Genomic DNA, 24,201 nt, shown 5'->3' with positions numbered 1-24,201 from the left:
CCCATCCATGCAACTTCCCTACGAACTGGCCCTGGGCCTGCGCTACACCCGCTCGGGCCGGGCCACGCGGCGCAACGGCTTCATTTCCTTCATCTCCGGTGCGTCCATGCTGGGCATCGCCCTGGGCGTGGCGGCACTGATCGTGGTGCTCAGCGTCATGAACGGCTTTCAGAAGGAGGTGCGCGAGCGCATGCTGGGCGTGGTCGCCCACATCGAGGTCTTTGCACCCCAGGGCGCCGCCATGCAGGACGCGGCACGCACCATGGCCGAAACCCGCAAGAACCCGGCCGTCACTGGCGCCGCCCCGTTCGTGGCGGCCCAGGCACTGATCGCGCATGGCGACGACATGAAGGGGGCGCTGGTGCGCGGCATCGATCCCGCGCTCGAAGGCAGCGTGACCTCGCTGGCGCAGGCCAACGCCGAGGTGCTTGCCACCCTGGTGCCCGGGCAGTTCCGCGTGGTGCTGGGCAGCGAGCTGGCCAAATCGCTGGGCGTGAAGGCGGGCGATGCGGTGACCATGGTGGTGCCGGTGGCCCAGGGCGGCAGCGGCAACCAGGGCGGCCCGCGCTACCAGCCGCTCACGGTGGCGGGTACGGTGGATTCGGGCCATTTCCAGTACGACTCCACGCTGGTCTGGATGCACCAGGACGATGCCCTGGCCATCTTCGGCCTGCGCGGCCCCACGGGCATCGGCCTGAAGCTGCAGGACCTGCAGCAGGCCAATGCCGTGGCCATCGAGCTCGCGCGCACGCTCAGCGGCGATCTGCTGCTGCGCGACTGGACGCAGCAGAACCGTACCTGGTTCGAGGCGGTGCGCCTGCAAAAACGCATGATGTTCATCATCCTGGCGCTGATCGTCGCGGTGGCGGCCTTCAACCTCGTCTCCACGCTGGTGATGACGGTCAACGACAAGCGCGCCGACATCGCCATCCTGCGCACGCTGGGGGCCAGCCCGAAAAGCATCATGACCGTCTTCGTGGTGCAGGGCGCCATGGTGGGCGTGATCGGCACCCTGGCCGGCCTGGCGCTGGGCCTCTCCATCGCCTACAACATCGACGTGATCGTGCCGGCCATCGAGAAGGCGCTGGGTGCCACCTTCCTGCCCAAGGACATCTACCTGATCGACCGCATGCCCAGCGAACCGCAGGGTACCGATATCGTGCCCATCGCCCTGATCTCGCTGGCGCTGGCCTTCGTGGCCACCCTGTACCCGAGCTGGCGCGCCAGCCGCGTGAACCCCGCAGAAGCACTGCGCTATGAATGAATGAGCGCGGCCTGAACTAGCTATGCAAATCCCCTACGAACTGGCCCTGGGCTGGCGCTACACCCGCGCGGGCCGTGCCACGCGGCGCGATGGCTTCATCTCGTTCATTTCGGGCGTGTCCATGCTGGGCATCGCCCTCGGTGTGGCGGCGCTGATCATCGTGCTGTCGGTGATGAACGGCTTTCAGCGCGAGGTGCGCGACCGCATGCTCAGCGTGGTCTCGCACATCGAGATCCTGGCACCCCAGGGTGCGCCGCTGCCGGACGTGGCCACCACCCTGGCCGAGGTCCGGCGCAATCCGAACGTGACCGGGGCTGCGCCCTTCGTCTCGGCCCAGGCGCTGCTCTCGCGCGGCCAGGACATGCGCGGCGCGCTGGTGCGCGGCATCGACCCGGCGCTCGAAAGCTCGGTGACCGACCTGGCCGCAGGCAATGAAAAGACACTCAAGCTCCTGGTGCCCGGTGAATTCCGCGTGGTTCTGGGGGGCGAACTGGCCCGCTCCCTGGGCGTGCGCGCCGGGGATGTGGTGACGCTGATCGCGCCCGCCGGCCAGGTCACCCCGGCCGGCGTGGTGCCGCGCCTCAAGCAGATGACGGTGGCCGGCACCTTCGACTCGGGCCACTACGAGTACGACTCGGCCCTGGTGCTGCTGCACCACGAGGACGCGCAGCGCATCTTCCGCCTCGAATCGCCGACCGGCATCCGCCTGAAGCTCAAGGACGTGCACCAGGCGCGCGCCGTGGCCGCCGAGCTGGCGGGCACCGTGAGCGGTGGGCTGGTGGTGCGCGACTGGACGCAGCAGAACCGCACCTGGTTCGCCGCCGTGCAGCTCGAAAAACGCATGATGTTCATCATCCTCACGCTCATCGTGGCGGTGGCGGCCTTCAACCTCGTCTCCACCCTGGTGATGACGGTGACCGACAAGCGCGCCGACATCGCCATCCTGCGCACCCTGGGCGCCAGCCCCAAAAGCATCATGGGCGTGTTCGTCGTGCAGGGGGCCATGGTGGGCGTGATCGGCACGCTGGCCGGCCTGGCGCTGGGCCTGATCATCGCCTTCAACATCGACGTCATCGTGCCGGCCATCGAGCACGCGCTCAACGCGAGCTTCCTGCCCAAGGACATCTACCTCATCAGCAAGATGCCCAGCGAGCCGCAAAGCTCGGACATCGTGCCCATCGCCGTCATTTCCCTGGTGCTGGCCTTCGTGGCCACCCTGTACCCCAGCTGGCGCGCCAGCCGTGTGAACCCCGCCGAGGCGCTTCGCTATGAATAAGAACAACGCTCCATCCGCCGCATCCCTGCCCGCAGCATCGCCCGCCCGTGGCGAGGTGGTGCTGCAGGCCCAGGGCCTGACCAAGCGCTTCACCGAAGGCCGGCTGGACGTGACCGTGCTGCACGGCGTGGACCTGCAGGTGCATGCGGGCGAAACCCTGGCCATCGTCGGCGCGTCGGGCTCGGGCAAGAGCACCATGCTGCACCTGCTGGGCGGGCTGGATGCGCCCACGGCAGGCAGCGTGCGTCTCAAGGGGCAGCAGCTCTCGGCGCTGTCGCCTGAGCAGCAGGGCCGGATGCGCAACCAGCACCTGGGCTTCATCTACCAGTTCCACCACCTGCTGCCCGAGTTCACAGCGCTGGACAACGTGGCCATGCCGCTGCGCATCCGCCGCATGCCGCAGGAGCAATGCCGCGAGGAGGCAGCGCGCGTGCTGACGTCGGTGGGCCTCAAGGAGCGGCTGCACCACCGGCCAGCCGAGCTGTCGGGCGGCGAGCGCCAGCGCGTGGCGATTGCCCGCGCCCTGGTCACGCGCCCGGCCTGCGTGCTGGCCGACGAGCCCACCGGCAACCTGGACCGCAATACGGCGGACGGCGTCTTCGCGCTCATGCTGCAGCTGGCGCGCGAGCAGGGCACGGCCTTCGTGATGGTCACGCACGATGAATCGCTGGCCGCGCGCTGCGACCGCGTGGTGCACCTGGTGCTGGGCAAGCTGGGATAGCGCATATCCCCGGGCATGGCCCGGAGTGCCAGCGCACGGCATCCTTGCCGCTGTGATCGAAAAGTCTCCATCTGCGCCAGGACACTCTAAGATGGCCGAAATCCGCTCCAGGAGAGCCCGCAGATGACGGTTCCGGCATCCATCCCTTCCGACGAAGCGCGCAGGCTTGAGGCATTGCGCGCCCTGATGGTGCTGGACACCCCGGCCGAGCCTCTGCTCGATTCCATTGCGCGCATGGCGGCCGAGGTGTGTGGCGTGCCCATCGCGCTCATCAGCCTGATCGATGCCGAGCGCCAGTGGTTCAAGGCCAATGTCGGCCTGCCGGGGGTGAATGAAACCCCGCGCGACGTGGCCTTCTGTGCCCACGCCATCCACATGGACGACGTGATGGAGGTGCCCGACGCCACGCTGGATGCGCGTTTTGCGCACAACCCGCTGGTCACGGGTGCGCCGGACATCCGTTTCTACGCCGGTGCGCCGCTCATGACCGGCGACGACGGCGACCGCGTGGGAACCCTGTGCGTCATCGACCGCAAGGCGCACCAGCTCACGGCGCACCAGCGGGCCCTGCTGCGCTCGCTCTCGGCCATGGTGTCGCAGGCCCTGGACATGCGCCGCGACCTGATCGAGCGCGCGTTTTCCGTGCGCCAGGAGTATGAGAAGGCCCTGTCCGAAAGCGAGCGGCGCTACCGCACCATGGTCGAGGCGCAGACCGAGATGCTGTCGCTGGCCTGGCCCCATGGCGAGGTGTTCTACGTGAACCAGGCCTATGCCCGCCACTTCGGCCAGGAGCCGCAGGACATGGTGGGCAAGGACCTGTTCGCCTATGTCGAACCGGCCGACCGGGCGCTGGTCCGGGAGCGCATCGCCGAGGTGTTTCGCGGCGAGGGCAGCACGCAGGGGGAAAACCGCATGGTCAGTGCCGACGGTATCGAGCGCTGGATGGCCTAGACCAACAGCTGTCTGCTCGACAGCGAGCAGCGGCCCTATCTGCATTCCGTCGGGCGCGACATCACCGCCCAGAAGGCGGCCGAACGGGCACTGCTGGCCAGCCAGCAACTGCTGGAGCGCACCGGCCGCGTGGCCCGGGTGGGCGGATGGGAGTTCGATGTGCGCAGCGGCAGCATCTCCTGGTCCTCCGAAACGCGGCGCATCCACGAGGTGGGCCCCGACTACCTACCCACGCTGGAGAATGCGCTGGGCTTTTATGCTCCCGAGGCCCGGGATGCCATGACCGCGGTGGTGCGCAGCGCGCTGGATGCCGGCCAGGCCTGGGATCTGGAGCTGCCCCTGGTCACTGCCAACGGACGCCGCATCTGGGTGCGTGCCGTGGGCGAGGCCGAGTACGAGAGCGGTGTCGTGGTGCGCCTGTTCGGTGCCTTCCAGGACGTGACGGAGCGCCGTCGCATGGCCCAGCAACTGGCCGACAGCGAGCGCTTCGTTCGGCTGGTCACGGATGGCCTGCCGATCCGCATCGGCTATGTGGACCGGGAGCTGCGCTTTCGCTTCGCCAACCAGGCGGCTTGCCAGCGCTTTGGCTTGGGCCGCGAAGACGTCATCGGGCGCACCCGTGAGGATCTGCTCGGCGAGCCTACGCCGCCGGAGGTGGCGCAGCGTGTGCAGCAGGTGCTGGCGGGGACGGCGCAGCGCTATGAGTCCGATGAAGTGCGCCATGGAGTGCTGCACCGCATCGAAAGCCAGCTCGTACCCGACATCTCGGACGACGGCACGGTGCGCGGCTTTTTCTCCACCGGCATCGACATCACCCAGCGCGCTGCCGCCGAGCGTGGCCTGCGCGTGCTGACAGCCATCCTGGAAAACACCTCCGACTTCGTGGTGCAGACCGACCTCCGGGGCCAGGTCACCTACATGAACCCTGCCGCACGCCGCGCGCTGGGGTTTGCACCCGACGAAGACGTGGCCGGCCATGTGTTCACCGAGTTCAACACACCCGAGACGAATGCGCTGTATGCCCAGGCCATCTTGCCTGCCGTCCGGACTCACAGCATGTGGGTGGGCGAAACCACGGTGTACGCGGCCCACCGGCGGGTGGTGCCGGTGAGCCACATGGTCATCGCCCACCGCGACGGGGAGGGGCGCATCCAGCACTTCTCGGCCATCATGCGCGACATCTCGGAGGCGGCGCAGGCGCGCGCTGCCTTGCTCAAGCAGACCGCCACGCTGCGCTCCATCACCGAGGCGCTGCCCTCGCTGGTGGCGGTGGTGGGGCCGGATGAGCGCTACCAGTTCGTCAACAGCGCCTTCGAGCGCTGGCACCGCGTGCCGCGCGAGCAGATCGTGGGCCGCAGCATGGAAGAATTTCTCGGGGCCGCGGAGTACGCGCGCAGCAAGCCCATGGTGCAGAAGGTGCTTGGCGGCGAGACGCTCACCTTCGACAAGGATTTTCCGCAGCGCGTGCCAGCCGGCCACGTCACCATCCACCTCATCCCGCTGTGGTCCGAGCCGGGTGCGGTCGATGGCTTTGTGTCCATGGCCCAGGACGTCACCAGCTACCGCCAGGAGGCCGGCCGCCTGCTGGCACTGGCGCAGCACGATCCGCTGACGGGCCTGCTCAACCGGGCCGGGCTGCAGGCCTATGTGGGGCAGAAGGACCTGGCGGTGGAAGGCCCCCTGCTGGCCTTGCTGTACATCGACCTGGACCATTTCAAGCCCGTCAACGACCAGCATGGCCATCCCGTGGGCGACCAGTTGCTGCAGGCCTTTGGGCAGCGCCTGCTGGCGCTGGTGCGGCCCACCGATGCGGTGGCACGGCTCGGAGGCGACGAGTTCGCCGTGGTGCTGGCCGGCGTGCGTGCGCCGGCCCATGCCGAAGCCGTGGCCGGCAAGATCCTGGAGGCGGCGCACACGCCGTTCGAGATGGGCGGGCTGCGGCTGTCGGTGGGCGCCAGTGCGGGGCTGGCGCTGGGCACGGACGCTGCCAAGGGCTGGGCCGACCTCATGGCCCGCGCGGACGACCAGCTTTACCTGGCCAAGCGCTCCGGCCGGGGCCAGTTCAAGGGCGGCTGACGCACAGGGCGGTGTCTACATCACCCGCCCGTACCACCATACCGACAGGCTGGCTGCGAGCAGCGCCAGCACGGCCCCGGCCAGCGCCAGCAGCGCCGAGATCTCGGTTTCCTTTTTCTCTACCGTGAGGCGCGAGCTCAGGGTCTCGTAGACCTTCTTGAGGTCGGCTGCCGTGGCGGCGTGGAAGTATTCGGCGGCGGTGCGGGTGGCCACGGCCTTCAGGGTCTCTTCGTCCAGCCGCACGCGCATGGACCAGCCCTCGAAGCCGATGGTTTCGCCCTGCAGCGTGCCCACGCCCACGGTGTACACGCGCACGCCCCGGTCGGCAGCCCACTTGGCGGCTTCGAGCGGGTCCACCCCGGTGGTGCGCTGGCCATCGGTCAGCATGATGATGGCGGCCGAGTTGTAGGAGCCCGGGGCCACGGGGGTAAAGGGCTTGGCGGGGTCCTGCTTGTTGAGTTCTTCCAGGGGCCGTGGCTTCATCGCCTGGCGCCCGCCCAGGGCCGAGATGTCGATGCCGGCATCGGGGAAGAGGGTGGCCAGCGACAGCATGATGCCGTTGCCCGTGGCCGTGCCGCGCTGCAGCTGAAAGCTGTCGATCGCCTTGACCAGGTCGTCGCGGCTCTGCGTGGGCAACTGCGCCAGCTGGGCGCTGCCGGCAAAGGCCACGATGCCCACGCGCACATGGCGCGGCAGCTCGGCGATGAAGGCCTTGGCGGCGTCCTGCGCGGCAGTGATGCGGTCGGGCTGCACATCGGTGGCGCGCATGCTGCCCGAGACGTCCATGGCCAGCATGATGGTCTGGTCCTGCGAGGGCAGGGTGATCACCGCCAGCGGCCGGGCCGCGGCCAGCAGCAGGGCCACCAGCGCCAGCAAAAAGAGAAACGGCGGAATGTGCCGGCGCAGGTGCTGCGCCGGGCCCATGGCTTCGCGCACCAGCGACAGGCTGGAGTAGCTCAGTGCGGTTTTCTTGCGCCGGTGCAGCAGCCACCAGTACAGCAGTACCAGCAGCGGCACGGCCAGCAGCAGCCAGAGCAGGGAGGGCCAGAGAAAGACCATGGTGGCGTGTCCTGTGGTAGTCAGGCGGCGGCCCGTGGGGCCGTCCATTGGAAAAAGGGGTGCGTGGGGGGGCGCACGCGGTGCTGGCGCAGGTCCATGAAGCGCAGCAGTGCATCCACCAGGTCGTCGTCGGTGCGCAGCTCCAGGGTGTCGGCACCGGCCTTGGCCAGGCCCTCGCGCAGCACGGCCTCGCGCTGCGCCGCCAGGCGGGCAAAGCGGTGGCGAAAGCCGCTGTCATGCGTGTCCACCTGCAGTTGCTCGCCGCTCTCGGCGTCGCGCAGCGTGACCAGGCCCACGTCGGGCAGCTCCAGCTCCAGCGGATCGAGCAGGCGCACGCTCACCACGTCATGCCGGCGGGCCAGTTGGGCCAGGGGCTTTTCCCAGCCGGGGGCGCTGATGAAGTCGGACACCACGAACACCGTGGAGCGCCGGCGCAAGGTGCCCAGCGCCCCCTGCAAAAGCAGGTGCAGTTCGGTGCTGCCCGATTGCAGTGGGGGCGCGGGCTTGAGCAACTGATGCACCAGGTGCAGCACATGGGCGCGGCCGCTGCGCGGGGGCAGCACGGTGTCCACGGCGCGCGTGTCGGCACCCCCTGCGCCGTAGAGCATGGCGCCCACGCGGTTGCCGTGGCGCGTGAGCAGGCGCGAGAGCACGGCCACGAAGCCGGTGAGGATGTCGCGCTTGGCGTTGCCCTGCGGGCCGAAGTTGACCGAGGGGCTCAGGTCCAGCAGGAACCAGGCGGACATCTCGCGGTCTTCGGTGAACACGCGCACATGGGGGGTGTTCAGGCGCGCCGTCACATTCCAGTCGATGTGGCGCACGTCGTCGTGGGGCTGGTACTCGCGCAGGTCCATGAGGTCCAGGCCGGCCCCGCGCATCAGCGTGCGGTAGTCGCCCTGCAGCAGCCCGTCGAGCCGGCGGATGACACTCCACTCCAGCTGCCGCAGCAGGCGGTCGGCCTGGCCGGGCAGGGTGGGCAGCGCGCGCGCGGCGGTGGCTGCGGTGTCAGGCGGCTTTTTGCTCATGGTGCAAGGGCTTGGCAGGGGCGGGCACCTTGGCCATGATGCGCGTGATCAGCGCATCGGCGTCCAGGCCCTCGGACAGTGCTTCGTACGACAGCGACAGGCGGTGGCGCAGCACGTCGGCCGCCAGGTCGGTCATGTCCTCGGGCAGCACGTAGCTGCGTCCGCGCAGCATGGCCAGGGCCTGGGCGCCTTCGGCCAGGCAAATGGTGGCGCGCGGGCTGGCGCCGCAGGCGATGAAGGGCGCCAGGTCCTTGAGGTCGTGCCGGGCCGGTGCGCGCGTGGCGGCCACCAGCTTCACGGCGTATTGCAGCAGCGAAGGGTCGACATACACGCTGCGGCATTCGGCCTGCAGCGTGGCCAACTGGGCCGTGGTGGCCACGGGAAGCACCTGCACGGGATCAGCGAGCGCGCGCTGGGCGATCACGAACTCCTCTTCCTCGGTGGGGTAGTCGAGCAGCACCTTCATCATGAAGCGGTCCACCTGGGCTTCGGGCAGGGCGTAGGTGCCTTCGGTCTCGATGGGGTTCTGCGTGGCCATCACCAGAAAGGGCGAGGGCACCTTGTGTGTTTCGCCGGCAATCGTCACCTGGCGCTCCTGCATCACTTCGAGCAGCGCGCTCTGCACCTTGGCGGGTGCGCGGTTGATTTCATCGGCCAGCAGCAGGTGGGTGAATACCGGGCCCAGGGAGGTGCTGAACTCGCCCGTCTTCTGGTTGTACATGCGTGTGCCCACCAGGTCGGCGGGCACCAGGTCGGGCGTGAACTGGATGCGCTTGAAGCTGCCCTGGATGGTGCTGGCCAGGGTCTTCACGGTGAGCGTCTTGGCCAGGCCCGGCACGCCCTCGACCAGCAGGTGGCCCTGGGCCAGCATGGCTACCATCACGCGCTCCAGGAAGCGGTCCTGCCCGACCACGACGCGCTTGACTTCGTAGAGCACCTGCTCCATCAGCGTGGCGGTGGCGGCGTTCGATGCAAACGGCTGCGGGGTCGGTTCCATGGGACTCCTTGCGAGGATGGGGTGCGTATTGAAGGGTGGTCAGAAGGGCGACATGCCCACGGCCGACGCCGCGTTCTCGATGGGCACGGCAAAGCCGATGCCGATGAAGGTGCGTGCTGGCGTGGGGTTCAGGATGGCGGTGACGATGCCGATCACCTCCCCATCCATGGTGACCAGCGGGCCGCCCGAGTTGCCGGGGTTGGCCGCCGCGTCGAATTGGATCAGGTTGCCCAGCTCGCGCTTGCCTTCGGGCGAGGTGAACTGGCGCCCCAGGCCCGAGATCACACCCGCCGAGGCCGATGGGCCGATGCCGAAGGGAAATCCCACCACGGCGACCTGGTCGCCGGGGCGCAGGTCGTTGGTGGAGCGCAGGGAGGCGGCCTCCAGGTCGTCGGGCACCTTGTGGGCCTGCAGCACGGCCAGGTCGTTCTCGGGCTGTACGCCGGTGATGGTGGCCGTGGTCTGCAGCCCGTCGTGGAAGGTCAGCTGGATGCGGTCGGACCCCTGCACCACGTGCAGGTTGGTGAGGATGATGCCTTTGTCGACGATCACCACGCCCGTGCCCACGCCGCGCTCGACCTCGTCCTTGCCGTTCTTGCTGCGCCCGAAGCCCACCACGCGCACCACCGAAGGCGCGATGGTCTCCACGGCGCGTGCGGCCGCCGAGGGCAGGGTGGTGGTTTCCAGCGTGCGCAGCACCGCCTGGTCGATGTCTTCCTGGGTGAGTTTGCGGGGCACGCTGCGCTGGTTCAGCCACACGCTGGTGACGAGCAGGGCCGCCAGCACCAGCAAGGCGCCCCACAGGGCGTAGAGGTTGCGGCGCGAAAGGGTGACCGCCTGGGGCCTGCCGGCGGGCTGGCTGGTGGCTGGCGCCGTCGGGGCTACCGGTTCCGAGGGCGCAGCATCGCTCGGGGCCGCAGCCCCGGCAGGGCGGCGGGCGGGGCGGGAGCTGCTGTAGACAGTGGGTCTGGGCATCCTGTCACCTTCCGATACACCATGGCATGGCGCATGTTTTCACAGTAGCACGGATCGCGCCCCTGTGCATACCCCGGGGGTTTCCATCGTGCATCATGTTTGCCATGAACTTCTGGATAGATACCCATTGCCACCTGGATGCACCCGAACTGGCCTCCGACACCGACACCGTGCGCGAGCAGGCCCGCCAGGCCGGCGTTGGGCATTGCGTGCTGCCTGCGGTGGAGCAGTCCAACTGGGATGCCGTGCGCGCCCTTGCGCACCAGTATGGGGACAGCTACGCCTTGGGCATCCATCCCTTGTACACCGGACATGCCGCAGATGGAGACCTTGAACTGCTCGGGCAAGCGCTGGAGCAGCATCGGGAAGACCCGCGCCTCGTCGCCGTGGGCGAGATCGGGCTCGACTATTTCGTGCCGGGGCTGGATCCGGCCCGGCAGGAGCACTTCTACCGTGCGCAGCTCCAGCTGGCACGGCGCTTCGGGCTGCCGGTGATCCTGCACGTGCGCCGTTCGGCCGACAAACTGCTCAAGGGCCTGCGCGAGGTCCGGGGCCTGTCGGGCATCGCCCATGCCTTCAACGGCAGCGAGCAGCAGGCGCAGGCCTTCGTGGACCTGGGCTTCAAGCTCGGCTTCGGTGGGGCGGTCACCTACGACCGGGCCCTGCAACTGCGCCGCCTGGCCGCCCAGTTGCCGCTCCACTGCCTGGTGATGGAGACCGACTCTCCCGACATTCCCCCGCACTGGCTCTACACCACCGCCGCCGAGCGCGAGGCGGGCCGGCCCCAGGGGCGCAACACCCCGGGCGAGCTGCCACGCATCGGCGAGGTGGTGGCCGAACTGCGCGGCATGACCGTGCAGGCGCTGGCCGAAGCCTCCACCGCCAACGCGCTGGCGGCCCTGCCGCGCGTGGCCTCGCTGCTCCAGACCCGGCAAGGGGTGTCACGGTCTTTTACCGATTCGTGACGATAAATCTGGGTTTTTAGCTATATATTTGATAGTGATCGGGTGCCCGTGCATCCGGCCCTCCACGCCGCATGCCTGCCCCCACCACCCCGTTGCCACCCCACGATACCGACGCTCCCGCTCTCCGGCTGGTCGGACTGCCCGCCGTGGTGTCCGCCAGCACCGTCGTCCTGGTGCTGGGCAGCTTCCCTGGTGCCGCCTCGCTGCGCGCGCAGCAGTACTACGGCCATCCGCAGAACCACTTCTGGAGCATCCTGCAGGCCATCTGGCCGCAGCACCCCCTGCCCGGTCCTGCCGGACCCGCCAGCTATGCCGGGCGCTGCGAATGGCTGCTGGCGCGCGGCCTGGGCCTGTGGGACGTGTATGCCAGCTGCGAGCGCGAGGGCAGCCTGGACGCAGACATCCGCCATGCCGTGGTGAACGATTTCGCCTCGCTGCGCGCCGTGGCGCCGCGCCTGGCCGCCATCGCCCACAATGGGGGTGAGAGCTTCAAGCACTCCGCGCGCACCGCAGCCCTGGGCGTGCCGGTGTACAAACTGCCGTCCACCAGCCCGGCCAATGCCTCCTGGAGCTTCGAGCGCAAACTGAACGCGTGGGCCGAACTCATGGCCCGCCACCAATTGACCTGAATGACCCGCAAGAAAACCAGCCCCATCGAACTGCCCGAAGTCAGCGTCTCCGACGATGGCGAGGTGCGCCACCTGCACCTGGGAACGCCCTGGATCCAGGGCTCCATGCGCGTGGCCGAACCCTTCGCGCTGGAGCTCGAATACGTGCAGCGCATGATGGCCTGGCTGCTTTTCGTCGAGCCCGCTTCGGTGGGCAAGCGCCACGCCATGCAACTGGGCCTGGGTGCCGGGGCCATCACCAAGTTCTGCCACAAGAAGCTGCGCCTGTGCGCCACCGCCATCGAACTCAACCCGCAGGTGGTGGCCGTGTGCCGCCAGTGGTTCAAGCTGCCGCCCGACGGCCCCAAGCTGCGCGTGGTGCTGGCCGATGCGGCCCAGGAGATCCAGAACCCCATGTGGCTCGGCACGGTCGATGCGCTCGCCGTGGACCTGTACGACCACGATGCCGCCGCCCCCGTGCTCGACAGCCCCGACTTCTATGCCGATTGCCGCGCCCTGCTGTCCGAGGACGGCAGCATGACCGTGAACCTGTTCGGTCGCTCCTCGAGCTACGAGAAGAGCCTCAAGAGCATGGCCAGCGCCTTTGGCGACGATGCGCTGTGGGCCTTCAAGCCCACGCGCGAAGGCAACACCGTGGTGCTGGCCCAGCGCACGCCCAGGCGGCCCAAGCGCACCGAGCTGGCCGCCCGGGCCGAGGCCATCCAGGAGCGCTGGGGCCTGCCCACCACCAAGTGGATGCGCGTTTTCAAGCCGGTTGCCTGAACATGGTGCACCCGACTCCTTCGTCCTGCCCCGTCCACCCCCTCTGAGAGGTCTGCAGACATGAGCACCGCCGTCATCCCCCCCATCCCCGCCGCCAAGGCGGCCATCAAGCCGGTCAACCACATCGGGCCCGTGGACTGGCGCCGCATGGTCGAATGGCTGAGCGCCGATGGCGTGATCTCCCAGGAGGAGGCGCAGCGCACCATTGCCCGCTGCTCGCAGGCCGAAAGCTCGCAGCCGGCCCTGGTGCGGCTGGCTGCGGTGGCCATGACGCGCGCCTCCGATGGCAAGCCGCTGGACATCGAACTGCTCACCGAGTACCTGGCGCAGCGCGCCGGCCTGCCGTACATGCGCATCGACCCGCTTCGGGTGGACGTGGGCCGGGTCGCCGACACCATGAGCGCCACCTATGCCGAGCGCCACAAGGTGCTGCCTGTGCAGGTGACCCCCAAGGAGGTGGTGGTGGCCACGGCCGAGCCCTTCGTCGATGACTGGGTGGCCGAGGTCGAGCGCCAGGCGCGCCGCACGGTGCGCCGCGTGGTGGCCAACCCGCAGGACATCCACCGCTTCACGGCGGAGTTCTTTGCGCTGGCCAAATCCGTCCGCGCCGCGCAGAAGGCGGGTGGCGCATCGGGCGGTAGCAGCTTCGAGCAACTGGTGGAGCTCGGGCGCAGCAACAAGCAGCTCGATGCCAACGACCAGGGCGTGGTCAAGGTGGTGGACTGGCTCTGGCAGTACGCCTTTGACCAGCGAGCCAGCGACATCCACCTGGAGCCACGGCGCGAGCAGGGGGTGATCCGCTTTCGCATCGACGGTGTGTTGCACCCGGTCTACCAGATGCCCATGGGCGTGCACAACGCGATGATCTCGCGCATCAAGCTGCTGGGCCGCATCGACGTGGTGGAAAAGCGCCGCCCGCAGGACGGCCGCATCAAGACCCGCAACCAGCGCGGCGACGAGGTGGAAATGCGTTTGTCCACGCTGCCTACGGCCTTTGGCGAAAAGATGGTGATGCGGATCTTCGATCCCGACAACACCGTCAAGGACCTGGACGCGCTGGGCTTTGCGCAGCACGACGCGGCGCGCTGGGAGGCGCTGGTCAAGCGGCCGCACGGCATCATCCTGGTGACCGGGCCCACGGGCTCGGGCAAGACCACCACGCTGTACTCCACGCTCAAGCGCGTGGCCACGGAAGAGGTCAATGTGAGCACGGTGGAGGACCCGATCGAAATGATCGAGCCGAGCTTCAACCAGACCCAGGTGCAGCCGCAGCTCGATTTCAATTTCGCCGAAGGCCTGCGCGCGCTGATGCGCCAGGACCCGGACATCATCATGGTCGGCGAAATCCGCGACCTGGAAACGGCCGAGATGGCCATCCAGGCGGCGCTCACGGGCCATCTGGTGTTCTCCACGCTGCACACCAACGACGCGCCTTCGGCCATCACCCGCATGATGGAGCTGGGCGTGCCCTCGTACCTCATCAACGCCACGCTGCTCGGCGTGCTCGCGCAGCGTCTGGTGCGCACCTTCTGCAAGCAGTGCAAGCAAAAGGACGAGTCGGCCGACCGCGAGGCGCTCAGCGCCTTCATCAAGCCCTGGAAGCTCAGCGGCGCCTACCAGCCCTACAAGGCCGTGGGTTGCGTGGACTGCCGCATGACCGGTTTCCAGGGCCGCATGGGGCTGTACGAACTGCTCACGGTGAGCGAGGCGCTCAAGGACAAGATCACCACGGCGCCCTCGATGGAAGCCCTGCGCCGCCAGGCCATCACCGACGGCATGCGGCCCCTGCGCCTGGCCGGTGCGCTGCGGGTGGCGGAGGGGCTCACGACGATCGAGGAAGTGATGTCCGCAACGCCACCCATGGACTGATTTTCGCGCTTCGTACAGAGGGAAAACGCGCGGTCCCGAGTGTTACCGGGTGTAGGTGGAATCCACATCCGATAAGCCTCCTGTTGCCAGCACAATCGCACGGTTGTGAAATCCGCATAGGAGACATATCTTGCAAATCAAGAGTCAGAAAGACTTTTTTTCCGGCCTCATGTTCATGGGTGTCGGAGTCGCGTTTGCGTGGGGTGCCACCACGTACAACGTTGGCAATGGCGCCCGCATGGGACCCGGGTACTTCCCGCTCATGCTGGGGATCCTGCTGGCCATCATCGGCAGCGTGATCACGTTCAAGGCCACTGTGGTCGAAACAGTGGACGGCGACAAGATCGGCAAGTGGGCCTGGAAGCCCCTGTTCTTCATCCTGGCCGCCAACTTTGCCTTCGGCATTCTGCTGGGCGGCTTGCCCAGCCTGGGCATCCCGGCCATGGGCCTCATCGTCGGCATCTACGCACTGACCTTCATCTCCAGCCTGGCTGGCAATGAGTTCAAGGCCCGCGATGTTTTCGTTCTTGCCACCGTGCTCGCCATCGGCAGCTACGTCGCCTTCGTCTGGGCGCTGAAGCTTCAGTTCCCGGTGTGGCCCAGTTTCATTTCCGGTTAAGCCAGGAGCACCCACACCATGGAATTGTTTGACAACCTGTCGCTTGGCTTCAGCGTCGCGTTCACCTTTCAGAACCTGATCTATTGCTTTGTCGGCTGTCTCTTGGGCACGCTGATCGGCGTGCTGCCGGGCATCGGCCCCGTGGCCACCATCGCCATGCTGCTGCCCGCCACCTACGCTCTGCCCCCCGTGGCGGCGCTGATCATGCTGGCCGGTATCTACTACGGCGCACAGTACGGTGGTTCCACCACCGCCATTTTGGTCAACCTGCCGGGCGAGTCGTCCTCGGTGGTGACCGTGATCGACGGCTACCAGATGGCGCGCAAGGGCCGGGCAGGTCCGGCGCTTGCGGCGGCCGGCCTGGGTTCGTTCTTCGCCGGTTGCGTGGGTACGCTGATCCTGGCGGCCTTCGCTCCTCCGCTGACCGAAGTGGCCTTCAAGTTCGGCCCTGCCGAATACTTCTCGCTGATGGTGCTGGGCCTGATCGGTGCCGTGGTGCTGGCCTCGGGTTCGCTGCTCAAGGCCGTGGCCATGATCGTGCTGGGCCTGCTGATGGGCCTGGTGGGTACCGACGTGAACTCGGGCGTGGCCCGCTTCAGCTTCGACATCCCTGAACTGACCGACGGTATCGGCTTCGTGACCATCGCCATGGGCGTGTTCGGCTACGGTGAAATCATTGCCAACCTCTCGCGTCCCGATGACGAACGCGAAGTGTTCACGGCCAAGGTCGAGGGCCTGTTCCCCACCAAGGAAGACTTCAAGCGCATGATCCCTGCGGTGCTGCGCGGTACGGCCCTGGGCTCTGCCCTCGGTATCCTGCCCGGCGGTGGTGCCCTGCTGGCTGCTTTCGCTGCCTACACCATCGAAAAGAAGACCAAGCTCAAGCCCGGCGAAGTGCCGTTCGGCCAAGGCAACATCCGCGGCGTGGCATCGCCCGAAGCGGCCAACAACGCCGGTGCGCAGACCTCGTTCATCCCGCTGCTGACGCTGGGTATCCCTCCCAACGCCGTGATGGCGCTGATGGTCGGTGCCATGACCATCCACAACATCCAGCCTGGTCCCCAGGTGATGACGAGCAACCCCGAACTGTTCTGGGGCCTGATCGCTTCGATGTGGATCGGCAACGCCATGCTGATCATCCTGAACCTGCCGCTGATCGGCATCTGGATCAAGCTGCTCACCGTGCCTTACCGCTGGCTGTACCCTTCCATCGTGCTGTTCTGCGCGGTCGGCGTGTACTCCACGAACAACAACACCTTCGACATCTGGATGGTGGGCGCGTTTGGCCTGGTGGGTTACATCTTCCACAAGCTGGGTACAGAGCCTGCGCCCTTGCTGCTGGGCTTCATCCTGGGCCCGATGATGGAAGAAAACCTGCGCCGCGCGCTGCTGCTGTCGCGCGGCGACTGGAGCGTGTTCGTCACGCGTCCGCTGTCGGCCGGCTTGTTGGCGGCTGCCGCCCTGCTGCTGGTGATCGTGCTGCTGCCTGCGGTGAAGAACAAGCGCGAAGAGGCCTTCGTCGAGGACTGATAGCCTTGGCCTGCTCTGACTGTTGACACAACGGCGCCTTCGGGCGCCGTTGTTTTTTGGCGAGCCTGCCGGGCAGGGCCTGCAGGAGCCCGGTACACAATGGCGCAACGTTCCCAGAACTTCGCATGCCCACATCCACCACCGGTTTCCTGCAGCACCCGCACCGGACCCTGCTGCACAACGAGATCCACGCCCGCCCGCCGGAGGCCATGGCGGCGCCGCTGGCGATTGCCCACATCGTGATGCTGGCGGATGCCGCCGGGCGCGAGGCCAGCCGGGCCCATGTGGCCGCGCTCCTGCGCGACCACCACATGGCGCTGCCCGATGCCCAGACCACGCACCTGCGCATGGACCTGGGGGCCTTTCGCATGCGCTGGGAGCTGCACACGGAGTTCATCTCCTGGACCTTCATGGTGCCTGCGCAAGTGGACGCCTTCGGCGAGCGTGATCCGGCGGGCGCCACCGATGCCGTGCCCCAGGAGTGGCTTGCCGCCTTGCCCGGCCAGTGCCTGTGCAGCCTGAACCTCTGGGTGCTGCCCACGCACACCTTCGGCTCGGGCTCGCTGGTCAAGCATGTGCTGCACGAGGACACGCTGGTGGCTTCCACCGTGGCCGATGGCCATGGCGAGGTGTACACCGACTTTGCGATCCATGCGGACGGCTTCTCGCGCATGGTGCTGCTGGCCGGCGGCATGACGCCGCGCCGCCTGGGCCGGCTGGTGCAGCGCCTGCTGGAGATCGAGACCTACCGCATGGCCGCGCTGCTGGGCCTGCCCGCTGCGCGCGAGGCTGCCAGCGAACTGGCCTTTGCCGAGCGCGAACTGGCCGAGCTGGCCGATGCCATTCGCACCGCCAACCGCGATGCCGAGCCGGCGCTGCTGGACCGCCTGACGCGGCTGGCCGGGCAGGTGGAAAGCCAGTACGCGGCCACGCATTCGCGGTTTTCCGCCAGCAGCGCCTACTTCGAGTTGCTGGACAAGCGCATACAGGACATTGCCGAGTCGCGCCTGGCGGGCATGCAGACCATCCGCGAGTTCATGGACCGGCGCCTGACCCCTGCCCGCAGCACCTGCGAATGGGCGGCCCGGCGCCAGGATGCGCTGTCGCAGCGCGTCTCGCGCATGAGCAACCTGCTGCGCACGCGCGTGGAGATCGAGCAGCAGCAAAGCAGCCAGGCGCTGCTGGCCACCATGAACCACCGCCAGGACCTGCAGCTCAAGATGCAGTCCACGGTGGAGGGCCTCTCGGTGGCGGCCATCACCTACTACATCGTGGGCCTGGTGAGCTACCTGGCCAAGGGCGCGCAGAAACTGGGCTGGCCCCTGTCGGCCGAGACCACGGCGGCCGTGGCGATTCCACTGGTGGCGCTCGGGGTGTGGTGGTCGCTGCGGCGACTGCACCACCGCTTGTTCCGCAACCGGCACTGAGCAGGGTCTCGCTGGCCATCGCCGATGGCGGGGCCGCCCGCGCGCAGGTTCGATGGCACAAGCCCAGCTTCCCATGCCAAACTCATAGGCATGCACACGATGCAGGAGCGGCCACCGGCGCCTGCCATGCCCCTGATCTGAGAGAACCTTTTCTTGTCGAACCCCTCACCGCCCCAGCCACCGCAGCCCGCTGCGCACGCCAAAGCCGCCAGCAAACCCATCGCATCAGGCCTGCTGCTGGCGCTGTTCGGTTCGATTGCCTTCAGCGGCAAGGCCATCATCGTCAAGCTGGCCTACCGCCACGGGGTGGATGCGGTCACGCTCATCATGTACCGCATGCTGTTCGCGCTGCCCATCTTTGCCGCCATGGGCTGGTGGGCCAGCCGGGGCAAGCCGCCGCTGTCGCGCAAGGACTGGCTGGGCATTGCGGGCCTGGGCATCACGGGCTACTACCTGGCCAGTTTCCTGGACTTTGCCGGGCTGGCCTACATCAGTGCCAGTCTGGAGCGCCTGATTCTGTACCTCAACCCCACCCTGGTGATGATGCTCGGCTGGGTGCTGTACCGCCGGGGCATCCGCTGGGGCCAGGCCCTGGGCATGCTGGTGAGCTACTGCGGCGTGGTGCTGGTCTTCGGCCACGAGGCCAATCTGCAGGGCAGCAACGCCGCGCTGGGCGCGCTGCTGGTGTTCCTGAGCGCGGTGAGCTATGCCGTCTACCTGGTGTACAGCGGCGAGATGGTCCGGCGCATCGGCTCGCTCAGGCTCGTGGGCCTGGCGACCACCGTGGCCTGCCTGTGCTGCCTGCTGCAGTTCGTGGTGCTGCGGCCGTTCTCGGCGGCCATCGTGGCGCCCGAGGTGATCTGGCTATCGGTGCTCAATGCCACGCTGTGCACGGCGGTGCCGGTGCTCATGGTGATGATGGCCATCGAGCGCATCGGTGCCGGCACGGCCGCGCAGATCGGCATGGTGGGGCCCCTGTCCACCATCCTCATGGGCATCTGGATCCTGGGGGAGCCCTTCACCGTGTGGGTGGCGTGCGGCACGGCGCTGGTGGTTGCGGGCATCTTCGTCTTCACCCGCCCGGCCCGCCAGCCCGCCTGAGGGCCGGGGCAGTGCCCCGTTGTGGGCAGGGCCGTCCAAGTCCACTTATGATTTGGCGAGCGGGGGTGCGGTGTGCACCTCCTCATGAATCACGGAGTTGGACATGGATCTGGGTATTGCAGGCAAGTGGGCGTTGGTGTGTGGTGCGAGCAAGGGCCTGGGCTTCGGCTGTGCCCAGGCGCTGGTGAACGAGGGGGTTCATGTCGTCATCAATGCCCGCAATGCCGATGTGCTGGCCCAGGCGGTGTCCCGCCTGCAGGCGCAGGGCGCGGCCGGCAAGGTGCAGGTCCTGGCGGTGGCCGCTGACATCACCACGCCCGAGGGTCGGGCCGCCGTGTTCTCGGCCGCCGGTGGCCCGGGGCAGGGCTTCGACATCGTGGTCACGAACGCGGGCGGGCCGCCCCCGGGCGATTTCCGCAACTGGGACCGCGATGCCTGGATCAAGGCCGTGGACGCGAACATGCTCACCCCCATCGAGCTCATCAAGGCCACGGTGGATGGCATGGCAGAGCGCGGCTTTGGCCGCATCGTCAACATCACCTCCAGCGCCGTGAAGGCGCCCATCGACATCCTGGGCCTGTCCAATGGCGCGCGCAGCGGGCTCACGGGCTTCGTGGCCGGCGTGGCGCGCAGCAAGCTGGCTGCGGGTGGGGTGACCATCAACAACCTCTTGCCGGGCAAGTTCGATACCGACCGGCTGGCCACCACCATCGGCACCGCCGCTGCCAAGTCCGGCACCAGCGTGGAAGAATTTCGCAAATCGCAGCAAGCCCAGATCCCGGCCGGGCGCTATGGCACGGCCGAAGAATTCGGCGCCATCTGTGCCTTCCTGTGCAGCGTGCAGGCCGGCTACATGACGGGCCAGAATGTGCTGGCGGATGGGGGCGCGTACCAGGGCACGTTCTGAGGGGCTGCTGTCCGGCCTGGATGCCTGGGACATTCCAGCAGGGAGCACCCGGGCAGTGCCCTGCAGCCCCTTGATACCCATCAAGGGGTGTGGAGGGAGGCACGCCCTGTGTGTTGCAAGGGGCGCATTCCCGCGTGTTTTCCCGGTATCCAGTGGGGTTTGCAAAGGCACAATGGACTGATGGCCCTACCGTGGTCCGTTGTGTTTTGCGCACATTTTTTCCATACTTTGGGAAATTAGGACGAAAAATAAGGCCGGAGATACCAACGCCATGAACCTGTCCCGTGTCCTGACAAGCCGATTCGCCGCACTGGCCCTGCTGGGGGCCAGCGTGTGGGCGTGTGGCAGCGGCGCTGCCTGGGCCCAGGCGGGCGGGGCCGCACCGGCCGCCAAGACCCCTGCGCCCTACAAGCTGCGCATCGTGGGTGGCCTGGCCAGCATCAACCAGTACACACGGCAGGAAGAGCCTTTCTGGAGCAAGGACCTGGCGCGCCTGAGCGGCGGCAAGTTCGAGGCCGAGATCGTGCCTTTCGACCGCGCTGGCGTGCCCGGCGGGGAGATGCTGCGCCTGCTGCAGCTCGGGGTGGTGCCCTTTGGCACCACGCTGATGAGTTCCTTCTCGGCCCAGTACCCGGAGTACACGGCGCCCGACCTCGCGGGGCTCAACCCCGACATTGCCACGCTCAAGAGCACCGTGACCGCGTTTCGTCCCTATCTGGAAAAGGCCCTGCGTGACCAGCACGGGGTCGAGGCCCTGGCCATCTATGTCTACCCGGCCCAGGTGGTCTTCTGCAAGAAGCCACTGCGCAACCTGGCCGACCTGTCGGGCCGGCGCATCCGTGTGTCCTCGTCCAGCCAGGCCGATTTCGTCGGGGCGCTGGGCGGCATTCCTGTGCTCACGGGCTTTGCGCAGATCGTGACCAGCCTGTCAGCTGGCAACACCGAGTGTGCGATCACCGGCACCATGTCGGGCAACACCCTGGGCCTGCACACCATGACCTCGCACCTGCACGCATTGCCGGTGAACTGGGGCCTGGCGGTGTTTGCCGCCAACCAGGCCGCCTGGGAGGCCTTGCCGCCCGAGTTGCGGGCACTGCTGCGCCGCGAGCTGCCCCGCCTGGAGGCCGCGATCTGGGAGGAGGCCGAGCGCGAGACGGCAGACGGCATGGCCTGCAACCGCGGAGCGGCCAGCTGCAGCGGCGGGCGCAAGGGCAGCATGGTCATCGTGCCCGTGTCGGAGCAGGACGAGAAGAGCCGCCGCGAGATCCTGGCCTCCACGGTGCTGCCGCGCTGGGTGCAGCGCTGCGGCCCGCGCTGCGCCGATATCTGGAACCGAACCATCGGGCCCGTGCGCGGCCTGGCCGCGGCGCCTGGCAAATGAACCCATCCTCGCCCGCACGCATCAAGATCTACGTCTCGGGGGCGGTGGCCTTCTTCCTCGCGTCGGTGGCCCTGGTGGCGGCCGCGCTGGTCTGGAATGCACGCCAGGTGGCGCTGGCCGACAGCGCCACGCAGGCCACGCGCTTCGTGGCCGGGGCCGAGGCGGCGCTCAACCGTTCGCTGCTCTCCGTGGACGTGCTGCTGGCCAGCATGGACGAACTGCTGGGGCTGTCGGCCGCCATGGTGGACTGGATCGACTCCGACAGCGCCAGCCAGCGCCTGCGCAGCTCGGCCCGCCAGAACCTCATGGTGCGCTACGTGGCGCTGGTGGATGCCCAGGGCAAGGTGATCGCGTCTTCCGACGCGGCCGGCAGCCGGCTCGCGCTGGACCTGCCGTCCGGCTTTCTGGACGAGGTGCTGCGCCAGTCGGTCTCCACCCTCATGGTCAGCCAGCCGGTGGTGAGCTTTGCCAGCGCCGAGCGGGTGCTGTATTTTGCGCGCCACCTGAAGATGGCCGACAGCTCGCGCGTGGTGGCGCTGGCCGAGTTGCCCGTGGCCTCGCTCAGTTCGGTGCTGGTGCAGGGCGTGGACATCAGCGGCCTGCAGGTCACGATGGAGCGGGCGGGCGGGCAGATGCTGCTGAGCGTGCCCAGCCGCGAGGACGTCGTCACCCACACCCTGTCACCGCCGCTCGATACCCTGGACGAGAGCGGCCCGCAATGGCGCGCGCCGGCGCGCTTGAGCGGCGAGGTCGCGCTGGTGGTGTACCGGCCCATCCTGTACCAGGACCTGCGCATCTCGGCCAGCATTCCGCAGAGCGATGCCCTGGCCTCCTGGCGCACCGAGCGCAATGCCGTGGCCTTCACGGCGTTCGCGTTTCTGGCCATGATCCTGGCGGCAGGCGGGTTCGCCCTGCGCTACATTGACCGGATGACGCAGGCACGCCTGGCCATTGCCCAGAGCAAGGCCACGCTGGACCAGGCCCTGGAGTCCATGGTCAGCGGCTTTGTGCTGCTCGATGGCGCGCAGCGCGTGGTGCAATGGAACCGGCGGTTCGAAGAGATCTTTCCCTGGCTCCAGCCCATGCTGGCGCCGCAGGTGCCGTTCCGCAAGGTATTGGAAGAAAAGGCCCGGCACCACCTGCCGCACGCCTCCGATTCGGAGCGTGCGCTGTGGATAGAGCACCGCCTGGCGCTGCAATTGCAGCCGCAGGGGCCGCACGAGCAATCGCTGCCCGATGGCCGCGTGATCCAGATCACCGAGCGGGTGACGCCGGAGTCGGGGCTGGTCATCACCTACCACGACGTGACCGAATTGCGCCAGGCCAGTGCCGAGATCGAGAGCCTGGCCTTCTTCGACCCCCTGACCAACCTGCCCAACCGGCGCCTGCTGATGGACCGCATGCAGCAGGCCACGGCCGCCAGCGTGCGCAGCGGCCAGCATGGCGCCCTGCTGTTCCTGGACCTGGACCACTTCAAGACCCTCAACGACACCCTGGGCCATGAGGTGGGGGACATGCTGCTGCGCCAGGTGGCGCAGCGCCTGAAGGCCTGTGTGCGGCGCGAAGACACGGTGGCCCGCCTGGGCGGGGACGAATTCGTGGTGATGCTCAGCGACCTCTCGGAGCACAGCAGCGAGGCCGCCGCCTATGCGCGCCGGGTGGGCCAGAAGATCCTGCGCAAGCTCAACCAGCCCTACACGCTGGGCACCCACACTTACCACAGCACCCCCAGCATCGGCGCCACGCTGATGGGGGGCGCCATGCAGCCTTCGGTGGACCTGCTCAAGCAGGCCGACATCGCCATGTACCAGGTCAAGTCCCAGGGCCGCAATGCGTTGTGCTTCTTCGACCCGCAGATGCAGATCGCGATCAGCCAGCGTGCGCAGCTTGAGAGCGATCTGCAGGCGGCGCTGACCGGCCGCCAGTTCGTGCTGCACTACCAGCCCCAGTTCCACCTGGATGGCCGCATCGTCGGGGCCGAGGCGCTGATCCGCTGGCGCCACCCCGAGCGCGGCCTGATCGGGCCGGGCCACTTCATCGGCGTGGCCGAGGAGAGCGAGCTCATCGTGCCCATGGGCCACTGGGTGCTGCGCACGGCCTGCGAGCAGCTGGCCGCCTGGCAGGGCGACGCGCGCTACCGCCACGTGCAACTGTCGGTCAACGTCAGTGCGCGGCAGTTTCGCCAGCGCGATTTCGTGGCCCGGGTGGTCGAGGTGCTGCGCGAGACCGGGGCCCGCCCGCACCTGCTCAAGCTGGAACTCACCGAGTCCCTGGTGCTCGACAACGTGGACGACACCATCGCCAAGATGGGCCTGCTCAAGACCAAGGGCGTGCGCTTCTCGGTGGACGATTTCGGCACCGGCTACTCCTCGCTTGCCTACCTCACACGCCTGCCGCTGGACCAGCTCAAGATCGACCAGTCCTTCGTGCGCAACCTGGGCGTCAAGCACACCGACGACGTGATCGTGCAGACCATCATCGGCATGGCGCGCAACCTGGAGCTCGACGTGATTGCCGAAGGCGTCGAGACCCAGGCGCAAAAGGATTTTCTGGCCCTGCACGGCTGCCAGTTCTTCCAGGGCTACCTGATGGGCCGCCCCGTGCCCGTGGCCGACCTGGAGAGCCTGCTGGGCGCCAGCAGCACCGCGCTCACTGCCTGACCTCTGG

General features: G+C 67.9%; 20 protein-coding genes. 16 read left to right on the top strand and 4 right to left on the bottom strand.

The genetic code is table 11. The features are described 5' to 3' along the window. The first annotated feature begins 7 nt into the window (after nucleotides 1-7). The 5 genes from ACSQ3Y_RS27535 (at nucleotide 8) to ACSQ3Y_RS27515 (ending at nucleotide 6,288) form a co-directional block, all read left to right on the top strand. On the top strand, nucleotides 8-1,264 hold the full coding sequence (locus tag ACSQ3Y_RS27535) for a lipoprotein-releasing ABC transporter permease subunit (protein WP_057268340.1): 1,257 nt from the start codon (nucleotides 8-10) through the stop codon (nucleotides 1,262-1,264). A 22-nt stretch (nucleotides 1,265-1,286) separates the two neighbouring features. Beyond that, nucleotides 1,287-2,540 (top strand): lipoprotein-releasing ABC transporter permease subunit, encoded by a 1,254-nt coding sequence (locus ACSQ3Y_RS27530; RefSeq protein WP_057268341.1) that lies wholly within the window; start codon nucleotides 1,287-1,289, stop codon nucleotides 2,538-2,540. Then, a complete protein-coding gene (gene lolD, locus ACSQ3Y_RS27525) occupies nucleotides 2,533-3,261 on the top strand; it encodes a lipoprotein-releasing ABC transporter ATP-binding protein LolD (RefSeq protein ID WP_436179484.1) in 729 nt (242 codons plus the stop codon). The genes ACSQ3Y_RS27530 and lolD overlap by 8 nt, the downstream gene beginning before the upstream one ends. Nucleotides 3,262-3,384: 123 nt before the next feature. Further along, entirely contained in the window at nucleotides 3,385-4,212 is an 828-nt protein-coding gene (locus ACSQ3Y_RS27520; protein WP_436179483.1) for a GAF domain-containing protein, read from the top strand. 129 nt (nucleotides 4,213-4,341) lie between these two features. Next, entirely contained in the window at nucleotides 4,342-6,288 is a 1,947-nt protein-coding gene (locus ACSQ3Y_RS27515) for a PAS domain-containing protein (protein ID WP_436179482.1), read from the top strand. 15 nt (nucleotides 6,289-6,303) lie between these two features. Here the strand turns inward: ACSQ3Y_RS27515 and ACSQ3Y_RS27510 are convergent, their stop codons facing one another. From ACSQ3Y_RS27510 to ACSQ3Y_RS27495, 4 genes are read right to left on the bottom strand one after another with little or no spacing between them, the layout of a single operon-like run. Next, on the bottom strand, nucleotides 6,304-7,347 hold the full coding sequence (locus ACSQ3Y_RS27510; RefSeq protein WP_057268485.1) for a VWA domain-containing protein: 1,044 nt from the start codon (nucleotides 7,345-7,347) through the stop codon (nucleotides 6,304-6,306). Between the two features lie 20 nt (nucleotides 7,348-7,367). Further along, entirely contained in the window at nucleotides 7,368-8,372 is a 1,005-nt protein-coding gene (locus ACSQ3Y_RS27505) for a DUF58 domain-containing protein (RefSeq protein WP_427999597.1), read from the bottom strand. Continuing rightward, nucleotides 8,353-9,369 carry an AAA family ATPase gene (locus tag ACSQ3Y_RS27500; RefSeq protein WP_057201951.1) on the bottom strand — a complete coding sequence of 339 codons (1,017 nt, stop codon included), beginning with the start codon at nucleotides 9,367-9,369 and terminating at the stop codon, nucleotides 8,353-8,355. The genes ACSQ3Y_RS27505 and ACSQ3Y_RS27500 overlap by 20 nt, the downstream gene beginning before the upstream one ends. Nucleotides 9,370-9,408: 39 nt before the next feature. Next, complete coding sequence (locus ACSQ3Y_RS27495) at nucleotides 9,409-10,344, bottom strand: S1C family serine protease (protein WP_057268344.1); 936 nt, start codon at nucleotides 10,342-10,344, stop codon at nucleotides 9,409-9,411. Between the two features lie 104 nt (nucleotides 10,345-10,448). Between ACSQ3Y_RS27495 and ACSQ3Y_RS27490 the strand changes: the two genes are divergently transcribed. The 11 genes from ACSQ3Y_RS27490 (at nucleotide 10,449) to ACSQ3Y_RS27440 (ending at nucleotide 24,194) form a co-directional block, all read left to right on the top strand. Further along, the gene (locus tag ACSQ3Y_RS27490; protein ID WP_057268487.1) at nucleotides 10,449-11,309 is read left to right on the top strand and encodes a TatD family hydrolase; all 861 of its coding nucleotides are present in this window, start codon (nucleotides 10,449-10,451) and stop codon (nucleotides 11,307-11,309) included. A 71-nt stretch (nucleotides 11,310-11,380) separates the two neighbouring features. Further along, on the top strand, nucleotides 11,381-11,938 hold the full coding sequence (locus tag ACSQ3Y_RS27485) for a DNA-deoxyinosine glycosylase (RefSeq protein ID WP_427999598.1): 558 nt from the start codon (nucleotides 11,381-11,383) through the stop codon (nucleotides 11,936-11,938). Then, on the top strand, nucleotides 11,939-12,700 hold the full coding sequence (locus tag ACSQ3Y_RS27480; protein WP_436179481.1) for a spermidine synthase: 762 nt from the start codon (nucleotides 11,939-11,941) through the stop codon (nucleotides 12,698-12,700). It begins immediately after the preceding gene. A gap of 60 nt (nucleotides 12,701-12,760) precedes the next feature. Beyond that, nucleotides 12,761-14,569, top strand: coding sequence for a GspE/PulE family protein (locus ACSQ3Y_RS27475; RefSeq protein ID WP_057201955.1), 1,809 nt, complete (start codon nucleotides 12,761-12,763; stop codon nucleotides 14,567-14,569). A gap of 130 nt (nucleotides 14,570-14,699) precedes the next feature. After that, nucleotides 14,700-15,188 carry a tripartite tricarboxylate transporter TctB family protein gene (locus tag ACSQ3Y_RS27470; RefSeq protein ID WP_057201956.1) on the top strand — a complete coding sequence of 163 codons (489 nt, stop codon included), beginning with the start codon at nucleotides 14,700-14,702 and terminating at the stop codon, nucleotides 15,186-15,188. A gap of 18 nt (nucleotides 15,189-15,206) precedes the next feature. Next, nucleotides 15,207-16,718 (top strand): tripartite tricarboxylate transporter permease, encoded by a 1,512-nt coding sequence (locus tag ACSQ3Y_RS27465; RefSeq protein ID WP_057201957.1) that lies wholly within the window; start codon nucleotides 15,207-15,209, stop codon nucleotides 16,716-16,718. Between the two features lie 125 nt (nucleotides 16,719-16,843). Next, nucleotides 16,844-18,145, top strand: a complete 1,302-nt coding sequence (locus ACSQ3Y_RS27460) for a DUF3422 family protein (protein ID WP_057201958.1) — start codon at nucleotides 16,844-16,846, stop codon at nucleotides 18,143-18,145. A 153-nt stretch (nucleotides 18,146-18,298) separates the two neighbouring features. After that, nucleotides 18,299-19,246, top strand: coding sequence for a DMT family transporter (locus tag ACSQ3Y_RS27455; RefSeq protein WP_057201959.1), 948 nt, complete (start codon nucleotides 18,299-18,301; stop codon nucleotides 19,244-19,246). A gap of 103 nt (nucleotides 19,247-19,349) precedes the next feature. Continuing rightward, complete coding sequence (locus ACSQ3Y_RS27450) at nucleotides 19,350-20,153, top strand: SDR family oxidoreductase (protein ID WP_057201960.1); 804 nt, start codon at nucleotides 19,350-19,352, stop codon at nucleotides 20,151-20,153. A 271-nt stretch (nucleotides 20,154-20,424) separates the two neighbouring features. Continuing rightward, nucleotides 20,425-21,534, top strand: coding sequence for a TRAP transporter substrate-binding protein (locus ACSQ3Y_RS27445; RefSeq protein ID WP_436179480.1), 1,110 nt, complete (start codon nucleotides 20,425-20,427; stop codon nucleotides 21,532-21,534). Beyond that, on the top strand, nucleotides 21,531-24,194 hold the full coding sequence (locus ACSQ3Y_RS27440; RefSeq protein WP_057201962.1) for a bifunctional diguanylate cyclase/phosphodiesterase: 2,664 nt from the start codon (nucleotides 21,531-21,533) through the stop codon (nucleotides 24,192-24,194). The genes ACSQ3Y_RS27445 and ACSQ3Y_RS27440 overlap by 4 nt, the downstream gene beginning before the upstream one ends. Nucleotides 24,195-24,201: the final 7 nt, after the last annotated feature.

Source organism: Acidovorax sp. LjRoot66 (assembly GCF_964253305.1).
Classification (GTDB): domain Bacteria; phylum Pseudomonadota; class Gammaproteobacteria; order Burkholderiales; family Burkholderiaceae_C; genus Acidovorax.
Note: the sequence above shows the minus strand (reverse complement) of the source record. Positions and strands in the feature narration are given on the sequence as shown.